Genomic DNA, 20,512 nt, shown 5'->3' with positions numbered 1-20,512 from the left:
CATGAGCAGGCAGATCGCCCTCGCATTGACCGTGCTCGTGGTGCTGATCGCCGCGACCATCGCGGCGGACCGGGTGCTCGCGGCGCCGAGCGCCCCGACGGCCGAGTTCACCGAGCAGATCGACGTCGACAGCGGGGCGTGGTACTGCGTGCCGCTGGCGCGCGCCGACGAGACGGCGACCCTGACCGTCGCCGCGGTCGGTGACGAGCGTTCGCGCGTGACCGTCCAGAACATCGCCGAGGGCAAGGCGACGTTCGACGAGGCCGGGCGGCGCGAGCTGGCAAGCGGGGAGACGATCGAGCTGGAGATCCCGGGCGGCGAGCGGCCGCCTGGGGCCGTGATCCGGTGGCACGGTGGTCCCGTGACCGCGTCGTGGGAAGTCACCGCCGACGACGACCAGCGGCTCGGCTCGACGTGCACCTCGAGCCCGGCACCCCGGTGGCTGCTGAGCGGGGCGAACACCGTCGTCGGGTCGAACGCGCGGCTGTACCTGTTCAACCCCTTCGAGACCGATGCCGTCGCCCGGGTCGCGTTCGCCACGCCCGAGGGTCGTCAGGACATGGTGTCGAGCGAGAACCTGTCCGTGCCCGCCCGCGAGGTCGTCGCCGTCGACCTCAACGAGCTGCAGCCCGAGCAGCCTGACCTCGGGGTCATCGTCGAGGTCGACGCCGGTCGCGTGATCGCGACGGGCATGCAGCGCTTCGGCCAGCCCGACCTTCCCGATGTCGAGCTCGAGGGCGCAGAGCTGTCGACCGATCCCACGGCCCCGGATGGCCGCACGATGCTGCACGCGATGCCCTCGGATGCCACGTCCGCGGGGTTCGCCTACGCGGCGTCGGGTGAGCGCACCACGTCGTGGATCACCGTGCTGAACCCCAACAAGCGACCGGCGCGGCTGTCGGTGACCGCCAGCGACCAGGTCGCCGGCGAGGCGGTGGAGCAGGAGCTCGTCGTCGGTCCGGAGTCGTCGGATCGCATCGAGCTCGACGGCCTGTCGTCGTCGCCGAGCTTCGGTCTGTCGGTGACCTCGACCAACGACGTCGGCTTCGTCGCCCACGGCTTCCTGGCCCTGACCGGTGACGGTCCCGCCGTCAGCTCGGTCGCCGGCGTCGATGAGGCCGACCCCGTCGGTGTCGCGGCGACCGCCCCGGCGGGCACCGCGCCCGAGCTTGCGCTGTACAACCCCGGCACGGCGGCAGCGACCGCGTCGATCAGCGTTGGCGGCACCGGGCCCGATGCGTGGTCCGCGCTCGAGCTCGGTCCCGGAGAGATGCAGCTGCTGGAGTTCGCGGACGCCGGCGTGGACGACGGCGGGGCGCCCGTCGTGGTCACGGCCGACCAGCCGGTCCACGGCACGCTGCGCGTCTCCAGCGACGATTCGCGGTCCACGGGCCTGTTGACGTTGCCGCTGGTGCCTTCAAACACCTGGATGGGATCGTCGGACGCCCTCGTTCCGCACCGCGACAGGACGTTGCAGACACGTCCGGTCGACTTCCCCGCCCAACCCGACCGATAGGCTTGACGACGTGGTGACAGTTCGCACGGATCCGTCGCCGTGTCGTCTACTGTTGGCCCGCGATGAGTGATCACGAAGTTCGCGGAGCTTGGTTCCATGAAACCCGCGTTGGACCGGCTCCGTCGGCCACAGAACGGATCTGTCAGCGGGCGGGCTGCCGGCAGTCCGCCACAGTGACGTTGTCGTTCCGCTACGACGCCCGGCAGGCGTCGCTCGTCGACCTCTCGGCTGACAAGGATCCTGCGTACTACGACCTGTGCGCGTTCCACGCCGACGTGCTGATCGTGCCGAAGGGGTGGGAGCGGCTGGACCGCCGCACACCGCCGCCCGAGCCTGAGCCGGACGTGGCCGCGCCGCCGGACGCCGTTGACAGTGACCCGCGCATGGACCGCTACGCCGCGTTGACGGCGGCGTTGCCGCGGCTGGCCGAGGCGTTTGGGCTGATCCCGCCCTCCGGGGCGCGGACCGGTGCGGGTCGGGGCACGCACACGCGCGTCGAGCGCGCCACGGCGCCGGTGTACGACGCGGAACCGTCGACCCCGCGCGCGGTAGCAGCCGTCGACCCGAAGCCCGTCGGCGGTGACGGGCACCCGTACGAGCCGGTGACCGGGACGCTGCTGCAGGAGGAGGTCTTCGAGCTCGAGGGCCAGCTGCAGATGCCTATCGAGCAGGAGCAGCGCGGGGTCGTCGTCGCGTTGACGCGCACGCGCGACGCCTGAGTGTGTCAGGACCGCTGTGGACATGGCCTCGCTGTCCAACCTCGACCGCATCGTCAAGGCCTACGACGTCCGTGGGCTGGTGCCCCAGGAGCTCGACGCCGACATCGTCTACCTGATCGGGCGCGCGGCCGCGATCGAGTTCGACGCCCCATACCTGCTGGTCGGCAGGGACATGCGCACGAGCTCGGACGAGATCGCCGAGGCGGTGATGCGGGGGGCACGTGCCGAGGGTGTCACCACGATCGATCTGGGGCTCGTCTCGACCGATCTGCTCTACTACGCGTCGGGCCATCTGGGCCACCCCGGCATCATGGTCACCGCCAGCCACAACCCGGCTGGCTACAACGGGCTGAAGCTGTGCCGGGCGGGCGCGGAGCCGGTCGCCTTCGACACCGGGCTGGCGCGGATCCGCGACCGGGTCGCGTCGGGTGAGCTCGGGTCGGCCACGAGCCGTGGCTCCCACCGCGAGCTCGATCTCCTCGAGCCGTTCGCCGAGCACGTGCGCGGCTTCATCGATCCCGCGGCGCTGCGTCCGCTGCGGGTGGCCGTCGACGCCGGCAACGGCATGGCCGGCCACGTGGTGCCCCCCGTGTTCGCGGGTCTGCCGTTTGAGCTGGTGCCGCTGTACTTCGAGCTCGACGGCACCTTCCCGAACCACCCGGCAAGTCCGATCGAGCCCGAGAACCTGCGTGACCTCGGCTGGCTGGTGCGCGCCGAGTCGTGCGATGTCGGCCTGGCGTTCGACGGCGACGCGGACCGCATGTTCTGCGTGGACGGCGAGGGGTGCCCGGTCTCACCGTCGCTGGTCACAGCGGTCATCGCCGAGCGCATGCTGGCGGGTGCTCCGGGCGCGACCGTGCTGTACAACCTGATCTGCTCGCGGACGGTCCCCGAGACGATCGACCGTGCGGGTGGGATCGCCGTGCGCACCAGGGTGGGGCACTCGTTCATCAAGTCCGTGATGGCCGAGACCGGCGCGATCTTCGGCGGTGAGCACTCCGGCCACTACTACTTCCGCGAGAACTTCCGCGCCGACTCCGGTCTGATCGCCGCGCTGGTGTTGCTCGAGGCGCTCAGCATGCACGGCGGCACGCTGGCCGAGCTGGTGGAGCCGTACGACACCTACGTGCAGTCGGGTGAGATCAACAGCAAGGTGGCTGACGAGAAGGCCGCCATCGCCACCGTGGCCGGGGCGTTCGCCGACCGCGGTGAGGCGGACTACGCTGACGGTCTGACGTTCTCGGCGGACGCGTGGTGGTTCAACCTGCGGCCGTCCAACACCGAACAGTTGCTGCGACTCAACGTCGAGGCCATCGACACCGACACGATGACGACCGTGCGCGACGAGGTGCTCTCGCTCGTGCTCTCGTAGCGCGGCGTCGCCGGACGGGGGGGCCGACCCGCGGCCCATGAGATGCACAAGGAGAGGACTCCATGGCTGTGGACCAGTCACTGATCGACCTGCTGATCTGCCCGGCGTGCCACGGGGAGATCGTGTACAAGGACCGCCGCAAGGTGATCATCTGCACACAATGCGAGCTTCACTATCCGGTGCGTGAGAACATCCCGGTCATGCTGGTGGAAGAGGCCTCGCCTCCGCGGAAGGCCAGCCGCAGCTGATCCTTGGATCGGAGCGGGCGATGACAGACCTCGACGGTGGCGTCGATCTCGACGAGCCGGACCACTTCAGCCGCATCGACCTCAGCGACGCACTCGCCGACGTCGAGAGCGCGCCATGGCAGTGGGACGACGCGCGACGCGTGGTCCTCGACGTCGATCTGACCCTCGCCGAACAGGTCTGCATCGTCGGTATGGGCGGGTCCGGCATCGTCGGGCACCTGCTGGCCGCGTTGCTGGAGGAGCAGCTCGAGGTGCCGCTGCTGGTGCACCAGGGGTACGGGCTGCCACGCTTCGTCGGACCGTCCACCCAGGTCGTCGCACTCTCGCACTCGGGCAACACCGAGGAGACGCTGGACGCCGTCGCGCAGGCCGAGGCACGAGGCGCGCCGGTCGCGGCGGTCACCAGCGGCGGCAGGCTCGGCAGCCTCGCGGAGGAGCGTGGCTGGCCGCTGGCTGTGGTCCCGGCGAACGCTCCGCCGCGCCACAGCCTCGGCTGGATGCTGGTACCGCTGCTCGGCGTGTTCGGCCTGGGCGACCAGCTCGAGCACGCGATCTCCGGCCAGCGCCGCGCCGTCGCGGCCTGTGGGCGCCACATCCCGCGGCGCGACAACCCCGCTAAGCGCTTCGCCGAGCAGCTCGCGCAGGTCGACCTGGCCGCCGTGTGGGGGACCCAGGGGGTTGGCGCCGTCGTCGCGCGGCGCCTCGCGTCGCAGCTCAACGAGAACGCCAAGCTGCCGGCGTACCCGGCCGAGCTGCCCGAGGCCGACCACAACGCGATCGTCGGTCACTGGCTGCCCCAGCTGACACCCCGCAGCGCGCTGCTGGTCGTTCGCGACCCCGAGGCGGAGCACGAGCGGGTCGCCAAGCGCGTCACGCCCTCGATGGAGGTTGTCGACGCGCACTTCGCCTGGTGCGCGGAGGTCGCGTCGACCGGTGGTCAGCCGCTGGCGCGCATGGCCGAACTGATCATGCATGCCGACCTCATCAGCGTCTACACGGCGCTGGCCCGCGGCGTGGACCCGACCCCCATCGAGGCGATCGACAGGCTCAAAGCCGTCCTCGCCTGAGCACCCCTTGTGCATGACCGCACGGTGGATCACCCGACCGCACGTCGACCGGACCGGCGGGCAACCGCCGTGCGTTCGAAACGTTGGGGCGCAACCACGGCGGCCCCCCTGCCGCGGCACGACGTAGGCTGGTCGCTCGTGTGCGCGACGACCCCTGAGGAACCGGCCATGTCACTCGACGCCCTCGAGCAGGTGCTTCGCGCTCGTCGCGTCGAGGCGCCGGCGGGATCGTACTCGATGACCCTCGTCACGGATCCCGAGCGCGCCTCCCGCAAGATCATCGAGGAGGCGTACGAGGTCTGCGTCGAGCTGCTGCGGCCCAGTGTGGATCGGCCCCGCGTGACGGCGGAGGCGGCCGACCTGCTGTTCCACCTGCTGGCTGGGCTGGTCGCGGTCGACGTCGACCTCGCCGACGTTCTCGCCGTGCTCGGGACACGCCGCGGCCCGGACATGCTCACCTCGACCGACACTCCACAGGACCCGCCGACGAACGAGAAGCAGTAGGTCATACGAACATGACGCCACCCTGGATCGCCGTCCCCTCACGGGGCCGGCTGCGGACCCGCACGTTGGAGCTGCTCAGCCACGCCGGGTACGCCACGTCCATGCTGCACGGCAGCGAGTCGATCGCGCGGATCGAGGACCTGTCGTTCATCGAGATGCGCTCGCGCGACGCCGCCCGGGCGCTGGCTGCCGGCCAGGTCGACGCGGCGTTCATCGCGACCGATCTCGTCGAGGAGCACAAGCTCGGGGAGCTCGAGACGCTGCCGCTCGGGTTCGCACGCTCTGACCTGGTCCTCGCCAGCCGCGACGACGATGGCCGGGTCACGGCCGACGATCTCGCAGGCTGCGCCGTCGCCACCCACCTGCCGAACCTGACGCGGCGGTTCTTCGCACGACGGGGCGTCGACGCCACGGTGCTCGAGCTCGGCGGATCGCTCGAGGGCGTGTGCGCGGCAGGAATCGCCGATGCCATCGTCGATCTCCGCGAGACGGGCGCCAGCCTGGCACGCAACCGTCTGCGGGTACTCGAGGTCATCGCCGGATGCGAGGCGCAGTTCGTACGCCGGACCGACAGCCCGGTGCTGGCCGACATGGCGCTGCGGCTCGGCGCGGCGATGGCGGCCGGCAGGCACCGCTACGTGATGCTGCACGTCGAGCTTGCGCAGGTCGACAAGCTGCGCCACCTGTTCCCTGGTCTCGCCTCGCCGACCGTGCTGCCGCTGGCGGGCAGGACCGATCTGGTCGCGGTCCACTTCGTCGTCGGCGCGGACGAGCTGTGGGAGCGCCTCGGCGACCTGCGGGCGTTGGGGGCATCGGGCATCGTCGCAGTGTCGCCCCAGGCGATCCTCTGACAACCGTCCCCCCCGGCCGCGGACACCTCAGGCACTCGAGGCACATGCTGAGACGTGTCCGTCGTGCGCCGCGAGGTCATCCGCCTCGACGCGGGGACGTCATCCACAGGGCGGCAGGCGAGGGGATGGCGTGATGGCCGCGGCGCGCGCAGCGTGCACCGCATGCTCCGTGGCCTGCTGGATCCTGTGCTGCCCGAGCGCTGCGCCGCCTGTGGTGACGTCGCAGCGGGGCTGTGCGCGCCCTGCGGACGCGCGGCCGTGCCGCTGCGGCTGCCCGACGGTGCGCCGGTGCGACTGGCTCCGGCCGTGCTGGCGATCGCCGCGTTCCGCTATGACGGGGTCATCGCGCGTGCCATCCGCGACGTCAAGACCCCGGGTCGCCACCGCGCGGCGGTGCACCTCGGACGGCTGATGTGGGCCGAGCTGGGCGTGGTGGTCCCGCCGGTCACGACGTGGCCGCGGACCTGGGTACCGTCGACGCCGGGCCGGCTGCGCCAGCGCGGCGCCGACATCCCGCGCCTGCTCGCGGGCCCAACGGCTCTGGACCTCCTGCGCCGGACGCGCCAGTCCAGCGACCAGACCACGCTGTCGGCACGGCAGCGTCGTATCGCGCGACGGGGTGACTTCCGGCATCGCCAGAGTGTGCCACCGCACGTAGTCCTGGTGGACGACGTGCGGACGACCGGAGGCACGGCGGCAGCGGCTGCAGGCGCCCTCGCGGACGCCGGGGCCGACCGCGTGCTGGTGGTGACGCTGGCGGCCGTGACGGCTTCGCCGTGACCCGCGCCGTCCATTGCGCGACACATGTCTACGATGCGTGAACAGAACGGCGGGTCAAGCCCGATATTGCTACTCTTGGTAGCCGTTCTACAAATGACGTGTAACTGGTTCACATGGACCAACGGCCGTATGGCAGGCTAGTCACAGTGCACTGCAGCTGATGGTCTTGACCGAGGTGGTTGACCGCATGGCCGAGGCGGAGACAAGCGAGAACATCAGGATTCTCGTCGCTGACGACCACGCGGTGTTCCGCCGCGGGCTCGAGATGGTGCTGGCCAGCGAGGACGACATCACCGTCATCGCCGAGGCCGACGACGGCCGGGCTGCCGTCGACCTGGCCATCGAGCTGGCCCCCGACCTCATCCTCATGGACGTCCGCATGCCCCGGGTCTCGGGGATCGACGCGACGCGCGCCATCAAGGAGCATCTGCCCGACGCCAAGATCGTGATGCTCACGATCAGCGACGACGAGGACGACCTCTACGAGGCGATCAAGGCAGGTGCAAACGGCTACCTGCTGAAGGAGATCTCGATCGACGAGGTCGCCGACGCCGTGCGCAACGTCCACGCCGGCCAGTCGATGCTGTCTCCGCCGATGGCGACCAAGCTGCTCGCCGAGTTCGCCGCGATGGCCCGCAAGGACTCCGAGGAGCAGGAGCGCTCCGCACCGCGGTTGACCAACCGCGAGATGGAGGTCCTGACCCACGTCGCCAAAGGCATGAACAACCGCGACATCGCGCGCGAGCTGTTCATCTCGGAGAACACGGTCAAGAACCACGTGCGCAACATCCTCGAGAAGCTGCACCTGCACTCACGCATGGAGGCCGTGGTGTACGCGGTCCGCGAGAAGCTGCTGGAGATCACCTGAGTCCCGCGGCTGACGCCGCGCTCCTCACGACCAGGAAGCTTCGCGAGGCGCTCGCGCTCCCTGCTCGCGCCTGACAGAGCCTGCGATCTGAGCGGCGCGAGTGCCCGGGCGGCCGCGGGCCGACTTGTCTGCCGTGGCACATCCCGCGGGGAACGGCGGGTCCTACACTGGGATCTTCCGTTGCGAAGGTTCCATTCCGATGTTCAACAAGCTGCTGCGCATGGGCGAGGGCCGTCGCCTCAAGGAGCTGTGGAGGCAGGTCGGCGAGGTCGAGGCGCTCGAGGAGCGCTACGTGCCCGAGGCCATGTCCGACGCCGAGCTGCGGGCACAGACCGACGTGTTCCGCTCCAGGCTGGCCGACGGTGAGGACCTCGACGACATCGCCTACGAGGCGTTCGCCGTCGTGCGCGAGGCCGGCCGTCGCGTGCTCGGCCAGTTCCCCTTCCCCGTCCAGGTCCTCGGCGGCTTCGTGCTGCACGACGGTGACATCGCCGAGATGCGCACGGGGGAGGGCAAGACGTTGACCTCGACCATGCCGGTCTACCTCAACGCCCTGGCCGGCACTGGTGTTCACGTCGTGACGGTCAACCCGTACCTGGCCGCTCGCGACCGCGACTGGATGGGGCGCGTGTACAGCTTTCTCGGGCTCGAGGCCGGCCTCGTCTACGCCGGTCAGAGCCGCGACGACAAGCGCCTGGCGTACGCCGCCGACGTCACCTACGGCACCAACAGTGAGTTCGGCTTCGACTTCCTCCGCGACCACATGGTGCTGCGCGCCGAGGACATGATGCAGCGGGGCCACGCGTACGCGATCGTCGACGAGGTCGACTCGATCCTGATCGACGAAGCCCGCACGCCGTTGATCATCTCCGGCCCCGCCGAGCAGGCGACCGCCGACTACGAGCTGTTCGCGAAGCAGATCATGCCGCGGCTGCACCGCGATCAGCACTACGAGGTCGACGAGGCCAAACGGACCGTCGCCGTCACCGAGGAGGGAACCGAGAAGGTCGAGCAGCTGCTAAAGCAGCTCCGCGGCGTCGAGAACCTCTACGAATCGGTCAACACGCCCTACATCCACCACCTGCAGCAGGCGATCCGCGCGAAGGAGCTGTACCGCCGCGACACCGAGTACATGGTGACCGATGGCGAGGTCAAGATCGTGGACGAGTTCACCGGCCGCATCCTCGACGGCCGCCGCTACTCGGAGGGGCTGCACCAGGCCATCGAGGCCAAGGAGGGCGTCGCCATCAAGGAGGAGAACCAGACGCTGGCGACGATCACACTGCAGAACTTCTTCCGCCTGTACGACAAGCTCGCCGGGATGACGGGCACGGCCAAGACCGAGGAAGGTGAGTTCGCCCACATCTACGACATGGGTGTGGTCGAGGTCCCGACGAACAGGCCGATCGCACGCGCCGATCACGTCGACGTCATCTACAAGAGCGAGGAGGCGAAGTATACGGCCGCGGCCGACGACATCGCCCAGCGCTACGAGGAGGGCCAGCCCGTGCTGGTCGGCACGGTGTCGATCGAGAAGAGCGAGCAGCTGTCGTCCCTGCTCACGCGAGGGGGAATCGCTCACGAGGTCCTCAACGCCAAGAACCACTTCCGTGAGGCCGCGATCATCGCCCAGGCGGGGCGGATCAAAGCCGTCACCGTGGCCACCAACATGGCCGGCCGCGGTGTCGACATCATGCTGGGCGGCAACCCCGAGCAGCTCGCGCTCGACGAGGCCCGCAAGAAGTTCAACGGCCTGCCCGGCCAGGAGCGCGAGGACGCCGAGCCGATCGATCCCGAGGCGTTCAGGGCCTACCGCGATGAGCAGCTCGAGCGCTTCACGGCCGAGACGAAGGCCGAGGGCGACCGGATCCGCGAGCTGGGCGGCCTGTACGTGCTCGGTACCGAGCGCCACGAGTCCCGCCGCATCGACAACCAGCTGCGCGGCCGGTCCGGGCGGCAGGGCGACCCGGGCGCGTCGCGCTTCTACCTGTCGCTCGAAGACGACCTCATGCGGCTGTTCAACGCCAGCGCGGTCGAGTCGATCATGAACCGCCTGTCGATGCCCGACGACATCCCGATCGAGCACAAGATGGTCACGCGCGCGGTCGCCCGCGCGCAGACCCAGGTCGAGTCACGCAACTTCGAGCTGCGCAAGAACGTCCTCAAGTACGACGACGTCATGAACGAGCAGCGCAAGGTCGTCTACGAGGAGCGCAGCCGCGTTCTCCAAGGCGACGACGAGGGCGTCGCCGCGGTCGCGCAGGACTTCCTGACTGATGCGATCACGCAGCTCGTCGAGGACTTCGCCGATGAGGGGCAGTTCAGCGAGGAGTGGGACCTGTCGGGCCTGCAGAACGCCTACGCCGAGCTCGTGATCGACGCCAACGCCGACGACGACGTGCGCGACGACGCCCGGCAGCGCGTGGCCGCCATGTTCGAGGCGTTCGACCTGGAGTTCCTCACGGTCCACGGCCTGACCGAGGACGCGGTCGAGCTCGCGCGGACCCTGTACGCCGAACGCGAGGAGCGCGTCGGGGCGGACGTGCAGCGCCAGGTCGAGCGGCGAGCGATCCTCGGCGTCGTCGACCGCATCTGGCGCGAGCACCTGTACGAGATGGACCACCTGCGTGAGGGCATCGGGTTGCGCGCCGTGGGTCAGCGCGATCCCCTGGTCGAGTATCAGCGCGAGGCGTACGAAGCGTTCCGGGTCCTGATGGTGCGCGTCCGCGAAGAGGCCGTGCGGTTCTTCTTCAGCATGGTTGCGCGGACCACGCCACCGCAGCCTCAGGCCGACCGGGCGGCCGATGCCAGGCTTCGGCTGACCTCGGCGCGCTCACCTCAGGTCGCGCCGGGCGCCGCAGCGACCGCAGCGCCGGCCGGCGGTGCCGCGTCAGCCGCCGCCGCGCGCCAGGCGATCCAGGGCACGGTGGTCAAGGGCGACCGGGTGGGACGCAACGACCCCTGCCCCTGCGGGTCCGGTCGGAAGTACAAGAAGTGCCACGGCGCCTGACCCCGTGCCGCCCGCGGTCGGTCTGACGTGGGCGTGCCCACCAGGGACGACGCCGCCCGGCTCGACGCGCTAGACGCGCTGGCGCCGTTCGTCGACCGGTTCCACCGGCCGGCCGGGGAGCCGTCGCTCGTGTACCTCGACGGCAACTCGCTCGGCCCACAACCGAGAGCGGTCGCCGGCGCCGTGCAGGTCGAGGTGGACAGGTGGCGCGACCGCCTGATCCGCGGATGGAACGAGCACTGGCTCGGGCTCGGGGACGCCGCGGCCGCGCGTATCGCCTCGCTCCTGGGTGCCGATCCCGCCGACGTCGGGGTCGGCGAGACGACCACCGTGAGCCTGCACGTGCTCGCGTCGGCCGCCCTCGCCGCGACACCGGGTCGACCGGACGTCATCACCGATCCGGGCAACTTCCCGACGGACCTGTACGTGCTCGATGCTGTTGCCCGGGCCGCAGGTGGCGTGCTGCGCCTGCTCGACGGCCCGCCGACGGCGGAGGATGTCGCCGCGGCGCTCGACCCACGCGTCGGACTCGTCGCGCTCTCGCACGTCGACTTCCGCACCGGTCTGCTGCACGACCTCCCGGCCATCAGCGCGGTCGTGCGCCGCCGTGGGGCATGGTCGCTGTGGGACCTGTCACACAGCGCCGGCGTGGTGCCGGTCGACCTGGCTGGGGCGGGCGTCGACCTCGCTGTGGGATGCACCTACAAGTACCTGAACGGCGGTCCCGGCGCGCCGTCGTGGCGCTACGTCCGTGGTGACGTCGCGGACAGCCTGCGCAGCCCGATCCAGGGCTGGTTCGGGCACGCGGACCCGTTCGGGATGGAGCCGACGTACCGTCCGGCGGCGGGCGTCGGCCGCTTCAGCACCGGCACGCCGCCTGTCCTCTCGACCACCGCGATGCTGCCGGGGCTGGAGCTCGTCACGGAGGCCGGTGTGCCCGCGATCCGTGCCAAGAGCATGGCGCTGACCTCGCTCGCGGTCGACCTGGTGGACGCCTGGCTGGGTCCCCTCGGGGTCACGTTGGCGTCGCCGCGTGACCCGGCACGCCGCGGTGGTCACATCGCGGTGCGCTGTGCGGATGCGCGACGGGTCAGTGCGATGCTCGTCGCGCGGCACCGGGTGATCGGCGACGCACGAGGGACGGAGATCCTGCGCCTCGGCATGTCTCCGCTGGCGCTGCGGTTCGTCGACGTGCACGACGGCATGCGCCGCATCGCTGACGCCATCGCCCGCGGCGACGTGCGTCGCCACGGCTCCGACCCGGGTCCGGTGCCCTGACCGGGTGCTGCGGCCGCACCGGATGGGGGGGCGCGGTCGTCGCTGACCTGCTGCGCTCCCGCTGCGGATGCGCGGGCAGCGTCGGGATCAGGTGTGGCGCAGGACGGCGTCGGCGACGACGGCGGCGAGCTGTGGTCCTGCATCCTCCTGCAGGTAGTGGCCGGCGCCGACGATGGTCGTATGCGGCTGACCCTGCGCGCCGGGAAACGCGCGCTGCATGACGCGGTCGACGCCGGCCATGATCGGATCGCCGTCGCTGAACGCCGTGACGACCGGGACGTCGAGCCCGGTCAGTCGCTTCCACGCACGGCGGTTGTCCTCAGCGGCGGGGTGGTCGGGACGGTAGGGGACCATCTCGGGCATCGCCCGGGGGCCGGCCTTGTACGACTCGTCGGGGAACGGCGCGTCGTACGCGGCGCGCTCCGCGTCGGACAGGCGGCGCTGCGTGCCGGCCTGGACGAGGCGTGCGATGTCGAGGTCGGTGGCGGTGTTGACGGTGCGTCGGAACGCGTGCCACACCTCAGGCATGTTCTGGTCGCCGCTCGGCAGCGCCGTGTTCGCGGCCACGAAGCACGCGAAGCGCTCCGGGTGCGCCGCCAACAGTCGCAGCCCGATCAGCCCGCCCCAGTCCTGGCCCACCCACGTCATGGTGTCGAGGTCCAACGCCTCGACGAGTCTCCACGTCCACGCGACGTGCCGTGCGTAGGTGTGGTCGGCGATGGCCCGCGGCTTGTCCGAGCGGCCGAAGCCGATGAGGTCGGGCACAACCGCGCGCAGACCGGCGTCGACCAGCGGCCCGATCATGTGGCGGTACAGGAACGACCACGTGGGCTCACCGTGCACCAGCACGACCGGGGGAGCCTCGGGAGGTCCCTCGTCGACGTAGGCCATCTGCAGGGCATCCGGCGCACCCACGTCGGGCGCGCTGACCGTCACGTTCCCGAGCGTGTGATCCAGTCCGTCGACGACGGCGAAGCGGGCCTCGGGGGTGCGCAGGATCTGCATGGTCCTCGGTTCCCGTCGTGCGTCGGGGCGGTCAGGCGGCCCTCACTGCACCCACGTGTAGCCGGGTTGGTCCAGGCACTTGCGCACCTTGAACGCCGCAGCCGGTGCGAGGCGGTCCAACGCCCGGTCCAGCGGCAGCCAGGCCACCGCGCCGATCTCGTGCGGATGCCGCGGCTGAGGGTGCTCGACGACCTCGACGGGCGTGCCCGTGAACACGAAGATCAGGCGGTCGGGCCAGCGTGAGACGAACACACCGAGCAGTTGATCGGAGTCGACCTTGGTCCCGGCCTCCTCCCACGCCTCACGCACGGCCGCCGCCGCGGGATCCTCGTCGGCGTCGACGACACCGCCGGGGATCGTCCAGCTGCGCTTGAAGCGGTCGTAGACGACCAGCAGCCGACCCGCCGGATCTCGGCACAGGACGGCCGCGGCGGCGATCTTCCGCGGCCGGCTGGTGAGGAAGATCCGACCGCGCTCCTCCGGCGAGCTCGGCGCCCGCGCGGCCAGCAGCAGTGTGGGGGCGGCGTCGAGCAGCCCGGGTCGACGGTCGGCGTCGAGGTCGAACACGTCGTCGCCCCGCACTCGCGCCGCCGCACCCGGGGCACACAGCAGCTCCAGGTCGAAGCCGCGGTGCGCCACGAGCGCCGCCGCCTCGTTGGCCGAGTAGCCGCGCAGCCCATCGAGCGGCTCGCGAGCGGCCTCGGCGTGGATGCGGTTGCGCACGGTCGCAACGAGCACACCGCCGGGCTCGAGCGCGGCACCGAGCGTGTCGATCAGTTCCTCGGCGTGGTCGCCGGCCCGTGACAGCTCGTCGTCGACGAGGACCACGGCGGCGGTTGATCCGGGCCGCAGGGTCGCCGGATCCACCGCACGGCGGCAGTCGTCGGCGATCGGCAGGTCCATCCCCTCGGGCACGACGACCACGCCGTCCCCTGGGAGATGACGCGCAAGGACGCCGCGCATCGTCGGGTCCAGAGGCGAGGGCGAGCGCCAGCGAGCCAGTGGGTGGGGATCGGCTGGCGAGGGCGAGCGCCAGCGAGGCGGCGGGTGGGGATGGGCTGGCGAACGCGAGCGCCGACCGGCGGGTGGGACGGGATCCATGGTGACATCGTCACCGCCTGCGCCGCCGGCCACACCCGCGGGGCAGGGTCATCAGCCGCAGGCGGCGCGCGCGTAGGGGTACGGGTTGACGTTGCCCCCGCCGCCGGGACGGACCTCCCAGTGGAGGTGGGGGATGCCGGCGGCGTTGCCCGTGTCTCCCGTGAACGAGATGTGCTGGCCCGCGCTCACGCGCTGGCCGACCGAAAGGTCGGACACGTAACCCGATAGGTGCGTGTAGTAGTACTCGTTGCCGCTGTCGCCGCGCAGGTACAGCGAGATGCCGCCAAGTGAGTTCGAATGCATGCGGGTGATCACGCCATCCTCGTAGGCGCGCTGTGGTGTGCCGATCGGTGCGAGGATGTCGACGCCAAGGTGCGAGCGTCCACCGGACCGCGGCGCGCCGTAGGTGTCCGTGAAGCTGCGCGGCTGGTCGACGGGGCACGCCAGACCACCGGAGACCACGCCGGGAGGCAGCGGGCAGCCACTGCCGTTCGCGGCCCGCTGCAGCGCGACCTCTGCCGACAGCCTGGCCTCCTGCTCCCTGGCCTGCTCGAGCAGCCCCCGGGCCTTGTCTTTGACCTTGCCGTAGTCCTGTTGCATCTGCGCCAGCTGCTCGGCGACCTGCTCGGCCTGCTCCGCGGCGGCACGGTTGCGGCGTGCGGCGCTGCTGACGCGCTCGACGTGCTCGCGGCTGCCTTCGGCCAGCATGCCCAGGACCCGGCTCTGCTCGACGACGCCCTCCGCGTCGGTGGCCGAGAGCATCGTCAGGACGGGGTCGGCGTTGCGTAGCATGTACGAACGGCGCACGCGGCTGGCCAGCTCCGAGTGGGCCGCGCCCGCCTGCCTGTCGAACCTGCGCTGCCGCTTGACCAGCGTCTCGTGCTCGGCGTCGGTCTCCTGGATGCGCGCCTTGAGCACCTCGCCCGTGTTGAGCAGCTTGTCGAGGTCCTCCTGGATCTTCTGTCGCTCGGCCGAGGCCTCCTTCAGCGCCCGCTCGTCCTTGGGCTTGCCGCCGCCCCCGCCCTCGTCACAGGACTCGGCCGCCTGTGCCCGGGGGGTGGCCCGGGGCGCGGCGAACGAGACGGACGTCACCATCATGGTGAGAGCCGCCATGGACAACGCGCGCAACAGATGGGTGCGCAGTGGCGATGTGCGCATCGGCCAGGATGGTAGCGACGACCGTCGGTGGTTCTCGATCACGGACCCGGCGGGTCGGACAGGGGCGGACGCGATCCCGGCCGAATGGTGGGATGCGCGACGTCGGTGACCAGCCACGCCCCGTTGTCGGCGCGGGACAGGCGCATGCCGACCGCGCCGAACCGGTCACCGCGGCGGCAGACAGCGACGACCTCGTAGGCGCCGTCAACCATGGATGCGACGGCCAGGCGGTGCACGCCCGCCACCGGTCCCGGATGGGGACGCGTGCGCCGGATGGCGCTTCGCAGGTGCACGGCGAACAGCGGGCACAGCAGCCGTGCAGGTCGTAGCCCAGCCTCGACCTCGTTGAGCATCGTCACGATCCTGCGCGCCGCCGACAGGGCCGCGTGCCGTGGCTGCGCGGTCACCGGTCGGGCCGCCCGTCCCCGTGCCCGACCACGACGGGCTGCGGCGTCAGGCGCACCCACACGTGGCGGTCGCCGCTCGTCGTCACGCGCACGATCGACGGCAGCTTCGGGTGCTGGTGCACGACGGGGTCATCGCCGTGGCTGATGCCGGCGTCGTCGAGCGCGCCACGCACCGCAGCGGTGTCGACATCGGCACGGTCCCAGGTCGTCGGCGCGATGCCGCCGTCGATCGTTGCGACGCGCCAGGGCTGGTCCAGGCCGACCACGCGGCCCTCGCGCAGGCCGACCGGGGCCGCCCACACCTCGTGCGTCGCCGCGCGCCATCTGCGCCGGTCGCCACGCAGGATGACCGCGTGCACGCGGACCGCCCACGTGTCGGCCGCCAGCGCCTCTGCGGCCTCGACGACGGCGGCGTCGAGGGCCATGCTCCGGGCGCCGGTGCGGGTGACCGCATCCCGGACCAGCCGCACTGCCATCGGCCCGACGGCGGCAGGGACCCCGCCGGAGGCCGTGACAGCCTCTGTGGGCGTCGCGGCATCGGCGCGATGCCCGCGCGTCTCCGGCGCGGATGGCGGTGATGTGGACCCGGCCATCGGCGCACGGGCCGGACCGTCGGAGTCGTCGGTCGCGTGACCCGCCGGACCTGCGTCGTCCGGCCGTCCGGTCGACGCCGGGCCGCGCGCACCGGTCAGCGCCAGCACGCCGAGGACGACCCACGGTGCCAGCACGAGCAGGGCGAGTGCCAGCCGCGGCGCGGTCCACCGGTGTGACAGGTCCTCCATGCCGTCGTGGCCGGCCGATGGGGACGTGTTGTCCTCGCCGAGCCACCGCCGCAGATCGTTGGCGGCGTCGTCTTCGTTATCACGGTGCATGACCGCATGATATGGAAATACATGAAGTATATGATGCGGGTTGTGGACTAGACTGCGCAGCCGCCACCGCCTGTCGCCACCACGGGCGACAGGCCCGCGCAAGGGGACCGCATGGGTGCGTCAAGCAGCGGCAGGCAGACGTCGCGAGCCTCCTGCAGCCGTAGCGCCGGGCATGCCGCATGAGCGCGGACAGTGACGGCGACGACACGCTCGTCCGCCGCGTGCTCACCGACGCGGAGCGCCGTGAGATCTTCGTGCGCGACGCCCTTCCGTACCTCGACCAGCTGTACTCGGCGGCCTTGCGCTACACGCGCAACCCGGCCGACGCGGACGACCTGGTGCAGGAGACCTACGCCAAGGCGTACGACAAGTTCCACCAGTTCCGACAGGGCACCAACCTCAAGGCGTGGCTGTACCGGATCCTCACCAACAGCTACATCAACCGGTACCGGCGCCGCCAGCGCCGGCCGGAGGAGGTCAGCGCTGACGCCGACCCTGACTTCTCGTTGTACGACCGCATCAGCGAGACGACCGAGCGCGCGGCGGAGCAGGCGGTCCTCGAGGGCCTGACCGACGACGAGGTCAAGCAGGCGATGGCCGACCTGCCCGAGCAGTACCGCATCGCGGTGTACCTGGCCGACGTGGAGGGCTTCAGCTACGCCGAGATCGCCGAGATCATGGGCACGCCGATCGGAACCGTGATGAGTCGCCTGCATCGGGGAAGATCCCGGCTCCAGCGCGCGTTGTACAGCTATGCCGTGGAACGCGGCCTGGTCAATGACGACGAGACTGGAGGCTGACGATGGCAGACGGCTGTCGTGAGGTCCTCGACGACCTGGAGCGGTACCTCGACGGCGAGTGCTCAGACCAGCTGGCGGTGGTCATCGCCGATCATTTGGCAGACTGCCCCCCATGCCTTTCCCGATCCGACTTCGAACGCGCGCTGCGGGACCTGGTCGCGCGTCACTGCCGGGATACCGCGCCACCCGACCTGCTCGAGCGTGTGCGGAACCAGCTGCGCTGAGCAGTGTTCGTGACCGGCCGGCGGCGCCCGCCGCGGTGGACCGACCGCCCAGCGCCGGCGCTGATGTGGAGGTGACGCCATGACGTCGGTCCTGGTGACGGGTGGCGCCGGGTTCGTCGGCTCCCATCTCGTCGACCGGCTGGTGCTGGCGGGCCATGACGTGCTCGTGCTCGACGACCTGTCGAGCGGGCGCATGGACAACCTCGAGCACGTACGCCGGACCCCCGAGCGCCACCTTCGCTTCCAGCGTTGCGACCTGGTCGACCCGTCCTCGGCGCCGCTCATCATCCACGCCAAGCCGGAGGTGGTCTTCCACCTGGCGGCGCACACGGGCATCCACCACAGCGTGGACGACCCCGCCCATGACGCGACCGTCAACGTCCTCGGCACGATCCGCCTGCTGGAAGCGTGCCGCGCGGCCGGGACCCGCAAGGTCGTGTTCACCTCGTCGGGCGGCACGATCTACGGCGAGCCACCCGCCGACGTCCTTCCTGTCGCGGAGGATTTCGACGGCCATCCCGCGTCGCCGTACGGCGCGTCGAACCGCGCGGCCGAGGAGTACCTGCACGTCTACGAGGCCCTGTATGGGCTCGACTGGACGTCGCTGGCGCTGGGCAACGTGTACGGCCCGCGGCAGAGTCCCGACGGTGAGACGGGCGTGGTGTCGATCTTCGGTGCCCGGATGCTGGCCGGGCACGGCGTGACCATCTACGGCGGCGGGACGCAGACGCGCGACTTCGTCTACATCGACGACGTCGTGCAGGCGCTGATGTTGGCCATGCAGCGCGGGTCGCGGCTGCGCTGCAACATCGGCACCGGCCGGCAGGTCAGCGTCAACGAGCTGTTCGCCCTGCTCGTGGAGCTGACCGGCTACGACCAGGAGCCCTACCGGGCCCCGGCTCGACCCGGCGAGGTCGCGCGCATCGCGCTGGACGTGCGACGAGCGGGACGGGCGCTGGAGTGGCGGCCGTGGACCGAGCTCGCTGAGGGGCTGGCGTCCACGCTGGAGTGGCTCAAGCAGCATCCCGGCCGTTGAGGAGCACCCGACCGCCTGTGACCTGCGTGGATGAGGGTCGGACCCGGTCGACGATCGCGCCGAGGCGCGTAGCATGGCATCACGATGGCCAACACCCCCCGAACCCCTCGCGGACACACCGGCGACGACGCCGACGACGCGCTGCGCAGCAGGCTGGACGGCGTCCTGCGCCGCCTGCCCGACATCGAGCGCCAGGTGGTCGAGCTCCGTATGGGTCTGGTCGACGGCACCCCCGCGAAGCCCGGGGAGACGGCCGAGCGCCTGGGCCTGACGATCCATGAGGTCAAGCGGATCGAGGAGCGGGCGTTCTCGCGGATCCGCGAGGTCGTGCCCATCAAGAAACTCCAGCGCTTCCTGTAGCGCCAAAGCGGGCTCGTCCAGCCGACCCACGCGGCGCGGACTGATCTGGTCGAAACGACCGAGACGAACACGTGCCGCGCGACGACGCGACGTCCCGCGTGCAGATGACCTGGTTCCTGTCACGCGATCGACGGGCTCGAGGGCTCGGGCTTGCGGGCTGACGCGCCACGACGGCCTCGGCGGGAGCCTCCGGCGGGGGCCGTGGCGGGTCGTAGGGGCGGTGGGACTCGAACCCACACTGAACCCGGTTTTAAGCCGGGTGCCTCTGCCAGTTGGGCTACGCCCCCCGGCCGTGCGCCGGTGCACACGGACGGACACACCAGATCCTACGTCGATCGGGGGATCGGGCGCCGGTCGCCGGCGAGGCGCCAGGAGACGGTGCGGGTCCCGGTTCCAGCACACGGCTGGTGGAACGGCTCGGCCGAACGGCATCTGTCCCTCCTGGGCGGGCCATGTGCGCCTCATGCGACGTGTGGTTGTACGCTCGTAGCCTCGCCGCGCAGCCGGGCTGCGCCTCACCGACTCGCGCCCAGTCCACAGCGGCGCGCACCGGCCGCCCAGAGGAGAAGGCGTGACCACCGACGAAGAACGCATCGCACTACTGATCGACTACGAGAACCTGGCGATCGGTGCGCGCGAGGACCTGCACACGACGTTCGACCTGGGGCCGGTGTCGGACGCCCTGGCCGAGCGCGGTCGCGTGGTCGTGCGGAGGGCGTACGCGGACTGGTCCTACTTCGACGACGACCGACGGATGCTCACGCGCCACCACGTCGAGCTGATCGAGATCCCGCAGCGGATGGACGCGATCCGAAAGAACGCGGCCGACATCAAGATGGCGGTCGACGCGATCGAGCTGTGCTTTGAGCGCGACTACATCACCACCTTCGTGATCTGCACGGGCGACAGCGACTTCACCCCGCTGGTCGGCAAGCTGCGCGAGCTCAACCGCCGCGTGATCGGCGTCGGCCTCGAGGCGTCGACCTCCAAGCTGCTGCCCGCCGCCTGCGACGAGTTCCTCTTCTACGAGTCCCTCGAGGGCGTCACCCCCGGCCGTGGCGGCAAGCCGAGAAGCAGCCGGCGTGGCGCGCGTGGTGGCGGCGCACGGGGCCGCACGCAGCCGACCCCGACGACGACGCCTGCGGTTGCGGACATCAACGGCGAGGCCGACGGCGAGGACGACGCCCGCGAACGTGGCGACATCGAGACCCTGTCGCGCCAGATCACCCAGACGCTGGCGGGCCTGAACCGCTCGACGACCGGACCGGTGCTGTCATCGACGCTCAAACGGGCGATGCTGCGCAAGGACCCGACCTTCAGCGAGGCGGACTTCGGC

21 protein-coding genes and 1 tRNA gene are annotated in these 20,512 nt (G+C 70.8%); 16 read left to right on the top strand and 6 right to left on the bottom strand.

The genetic code is table 11. The features are described 5' to 3' along the window. Window position 1 precedes the first annotated feature (1 nt). The 11 genes from VK923_18315 (at window position 2) to VK923_18265 (ending at window position 12,213) form a co-directional block, all read left to right on the top strand. The gene (locus VK923_18315; protein HSJ46637.1) at window positions 2-1,516 is read left to right on the top strand and encodes a DUF5719 family protein; all 1,515 of its coding nucleotides are present in this window, start codon (window positions 2-4) and stop codon (window positions 1,514-1,516) included. A gap of 62 nt (window positions 1,517-1,578) precedes the next feature. Next, complete coding sequence (locus tag VK923_18310; protein HSJ46636.1) at window positions 1,579-2,235, top strand: DUF3499 family protein; 657 nt, start codon at window positions 1,579-1,581, stop codon at window positions 2,233-2,235. Between the two features lie 22 nt (window positions 2,236-2,257). Beyond that, entirely contained in the window at window positions 2,258-3,607 is a 1,350-nt protein-coding gene (locus VK923_18305; GenBank protein ID HSJ46635.1) for a hypothetical protein, read from the top strand. 62 nt (window positions 3,608-3,669) lie between these two features. Then, entirely contained in the window at window positions 3,670-3,855 is a 186-nt protein-coding gene (locus VK923_18300; protein HSJ46634.1) for a Trm112 family protein, read from the top strand. Window positions 3,856-3,875: 20 nt separating this feature from the next. Further along, window positions 3,876-4,922: a bifunctional phosphoglucose/phosphomannose isomerase gene (locus tag VK923_18295; GenBank protein HSJ46633.1), complete on the top strand. Its 1,047-nt coding sequence runs from the start codon at window positions 3,876-3,878 to the stop codon at window positions 4,920-4,922. Between the two features lie 168 nt (window positions 4,923-5,090). Further along, on the top strand, window positions 5,091-5,426 hold the full coding sequence (hisE, locus tag VK923_18290; GenBank protein HSJ46632.1) for a phosphoribosyl-ATP diphosphatase: 336 nt from the start codon (window positions 5,091-5,093) through the stop codon (window positions 5,424-5,426). An 11-nt stretch (window positions 5,427-5,437) separates the two neighbouring features. Beyond that, window positions 5,438-6,277 carry an ATP phosphoribosyltransferase gene (gene hisG, locus VK923_18285; GenBank protein HSJ46631.1) on the top strand — a complete coding sequence of 280 codons (840 nt, stop codon included), beginning with the start codon at window positions 5,438-5,440 and terminating at the stop codon, window positions 6,275-6,277. A 63-nt stretch (window positions 6,278-6,340) separates the two neighbouring features. After that, a complete protein-coding gene (locus VK923_18280; protein ID HSJ46630.1) occupies window positions 6,341-7,057 on the top strand; it encodes a hypothetical protein in 717 nt (238 codons plus the stop codon). A gap of 160 nt (window positions 7,058-7,217) precedes the next feature. After that, the gene (locus tag VK923_18275) at window positions 7,218-7,925 is read left to right on the top strand and encodes a response regulator transcription factor (GenBank protein ID HSJ46629.1); all 708 of its coding nucleotides are present in this window, start codon (window positions 7,218-7,220) and stop codon (window positions 7,923-7,925) included. A gap of 199 nt (window positions 7,926-8,124) precedes the next feature. Beyond that, on the top strand, window positions 8,125-10,935 hold the full coding sequence (gene secA / locus VK923_18270; GenBank protein HSJ46628.1) for a preprotein translocase subunit SecA: 2,811 nt from the start codon (window positions 8,125-8,127) through the stop codon (window positions 10,933-10,935). A 33-nt stretch (window positions 10,936-10,968) separates the two neighbouring features. Then, window positions 10,969-12,213, top strand: coding sequence for an aminotransferase class V-fold PLP-dependent enzyme (locus tag VK923_18265; protein HSJ46627.1), 1,245 nt, complete (start codon window positions 10,969-10,971; stop codon window positions 12,211-12,213). A gap of 87 nt (window positions 12,214-12,300) precedes the next feature. Here the strand turns inward: VK923_18265 and VK923_18260 are convergent, their stop codons facing one another. The 5 genes from VK923_18260 to VK923_18240 all read right to left on the bottom strand — a co-directional run bounded on the left by VK923_18260 (window position 12,301) and on the right by VK923_18240 (window position 16,756). Continuing rightward, complete coding sequence (locus tag VK923_18260; protein HSJ46626.1) at window positions 12,301-13,218, bottom strand: haloalkane dehalogenase; 918 nt, start codon at window positions 13,216-13,218, stop codon at window positions 12,301-12,303. 42 nt (window positions 13,219-13,260) lie between these two features. Further along, window positions 13,261-14,181 (bottom strand): NUDIX hydrolase, encoded by a 921-nt coding sequence (locus VK923_18255; GenBank protein ID HSJ46625.1) that lies wholly within the window; start codon window positions 14,179-14,181, stop codon window positions 13,261-13,263. A gap of 189 nt (window positions 14,182-14,370) precedes the next feature. After that, window positions 14,371-15,477: a peptidoglycan DD-metalloendopeptidase family protein gene (locus VK923_18250; GenBank protein ID HSJ46624.1), complete on the bottom strand. Its 1,107-nt coding sequence runs from the start codon at window positions 15,475-15,477 to the stop codon at window positions 14,371-14,373. A gap of 38 nt (window positions 15,478-15,515) precedes the next feature. Continuing rightward, window positions 15,516-15,884 carry an Rv3235 family protein gene (locus VK923_18245; protein ID HSJ46623.1) on the bottom strand — a complete coding sequence of 123 codons (369 nt, stop codon included), beginning with the start codon at window positions 15,882-15,884 and terminating at the stop codon, window positions 15,516-15,518. Next, window positions 15,881-16,756, bottom strand: coding sequence for a hypothetical protein (locus VK923_18240; GenBank protein HSJ46622.1), 876 nt, complete (start codon window positions 16,754-16,756; stop codon window positions 15,881-15,883). The genes VK923_18245 and VK923_18240 overlap by 4 nt, the downstream gene beginning before the upstream one ends. 179 nt (window positions 16,757-16,935) lie before the next feature. Between VK923_18240 and VK923_18235 the strand changes: the two genes are divergently transcribed. From VK923_18235 to VK923_18220, 4 genes are all read left to right on the top strand, one after another. Next, window positions 16,936-17,556, top strand: coding sequence for a sigma-70 family RNA polymerase sigma factor (locus VK923_18235; protein ID HSJ46621.1), 621 nt, complete (start codon window positions 16,936-16,938; stop codon window positions 17,554-17,556). A gap of 2 nt (window positions 17,557-17,558) precedes the next feature. After that, entirely contained in the window at window positions 17,559-17,780 is a 222-nt protein-coding gene (gene rsrA / locus VK923_18230) for a mycothiol system anti-sigma-R factor (GenBank protein HSJ46620.1), read from the top strand. A gap of 79 nt (window positions 17,781-17,859) precedes the next feature. Then, window positions 17,860-18,816: an NAD-dependent epimerase/dehydratase family protein gene (locus VK923_18225; protein HSJ46619.1), complete on the top strand. Its 957-nt coding sequence runs from the start codon at window positions 17,860-17,862 to the stop codon at window positions 18,814-18,816. Between the two features lie 84 nt (window positions 18,817-18,900). Further along, window positions 18,901-19,176 (top strand): sigma factor-like helix-turn-helix DNA-binding protein, encoded by a 276-nt coding sequence (locus tag VK923_18220; GenBank protein ID HSJ46618.1) that lies wholly within the window; start codon window positions 18,901-18,903, stop codon window positions 19,174-19,176. A 212-nt stretch (window positions 19,177-19,388) separates the two neighbouring features. Here the strand turns inward: VK923_18220 and VK923_18215 are convergent. Continuing rightward, window positions 19,389-19,463: transfer RNA gene (locus tag VK923_18215), tRNA-Leu, on the bottom strand. Between the two features lie 284 nt (window positions 19,464-19,747). Between VK923_18215 and VK923_18210 the strand changes: the two genes are divergently transcribed. Further along, on the top strand, window positions 19,748-20,512 hold a 765-nt coding region (locus VK923_18210; GenBank protein ID HSJ46617.1), incomplete at its 3' end, for an NYN domain-containing protein.

This window comes from Euzebyales bacterium, assembly GCA_035461305.1.
Taxonomy (GTDB): domain Bacteria; phylum Actinomycetota; class Nitriliruptoria; order Euzebyales; family JAHELV01; genus JAHELV01.
This window is presented reverse-complemented; position numbering and strand designations above follow the sequence as displayed.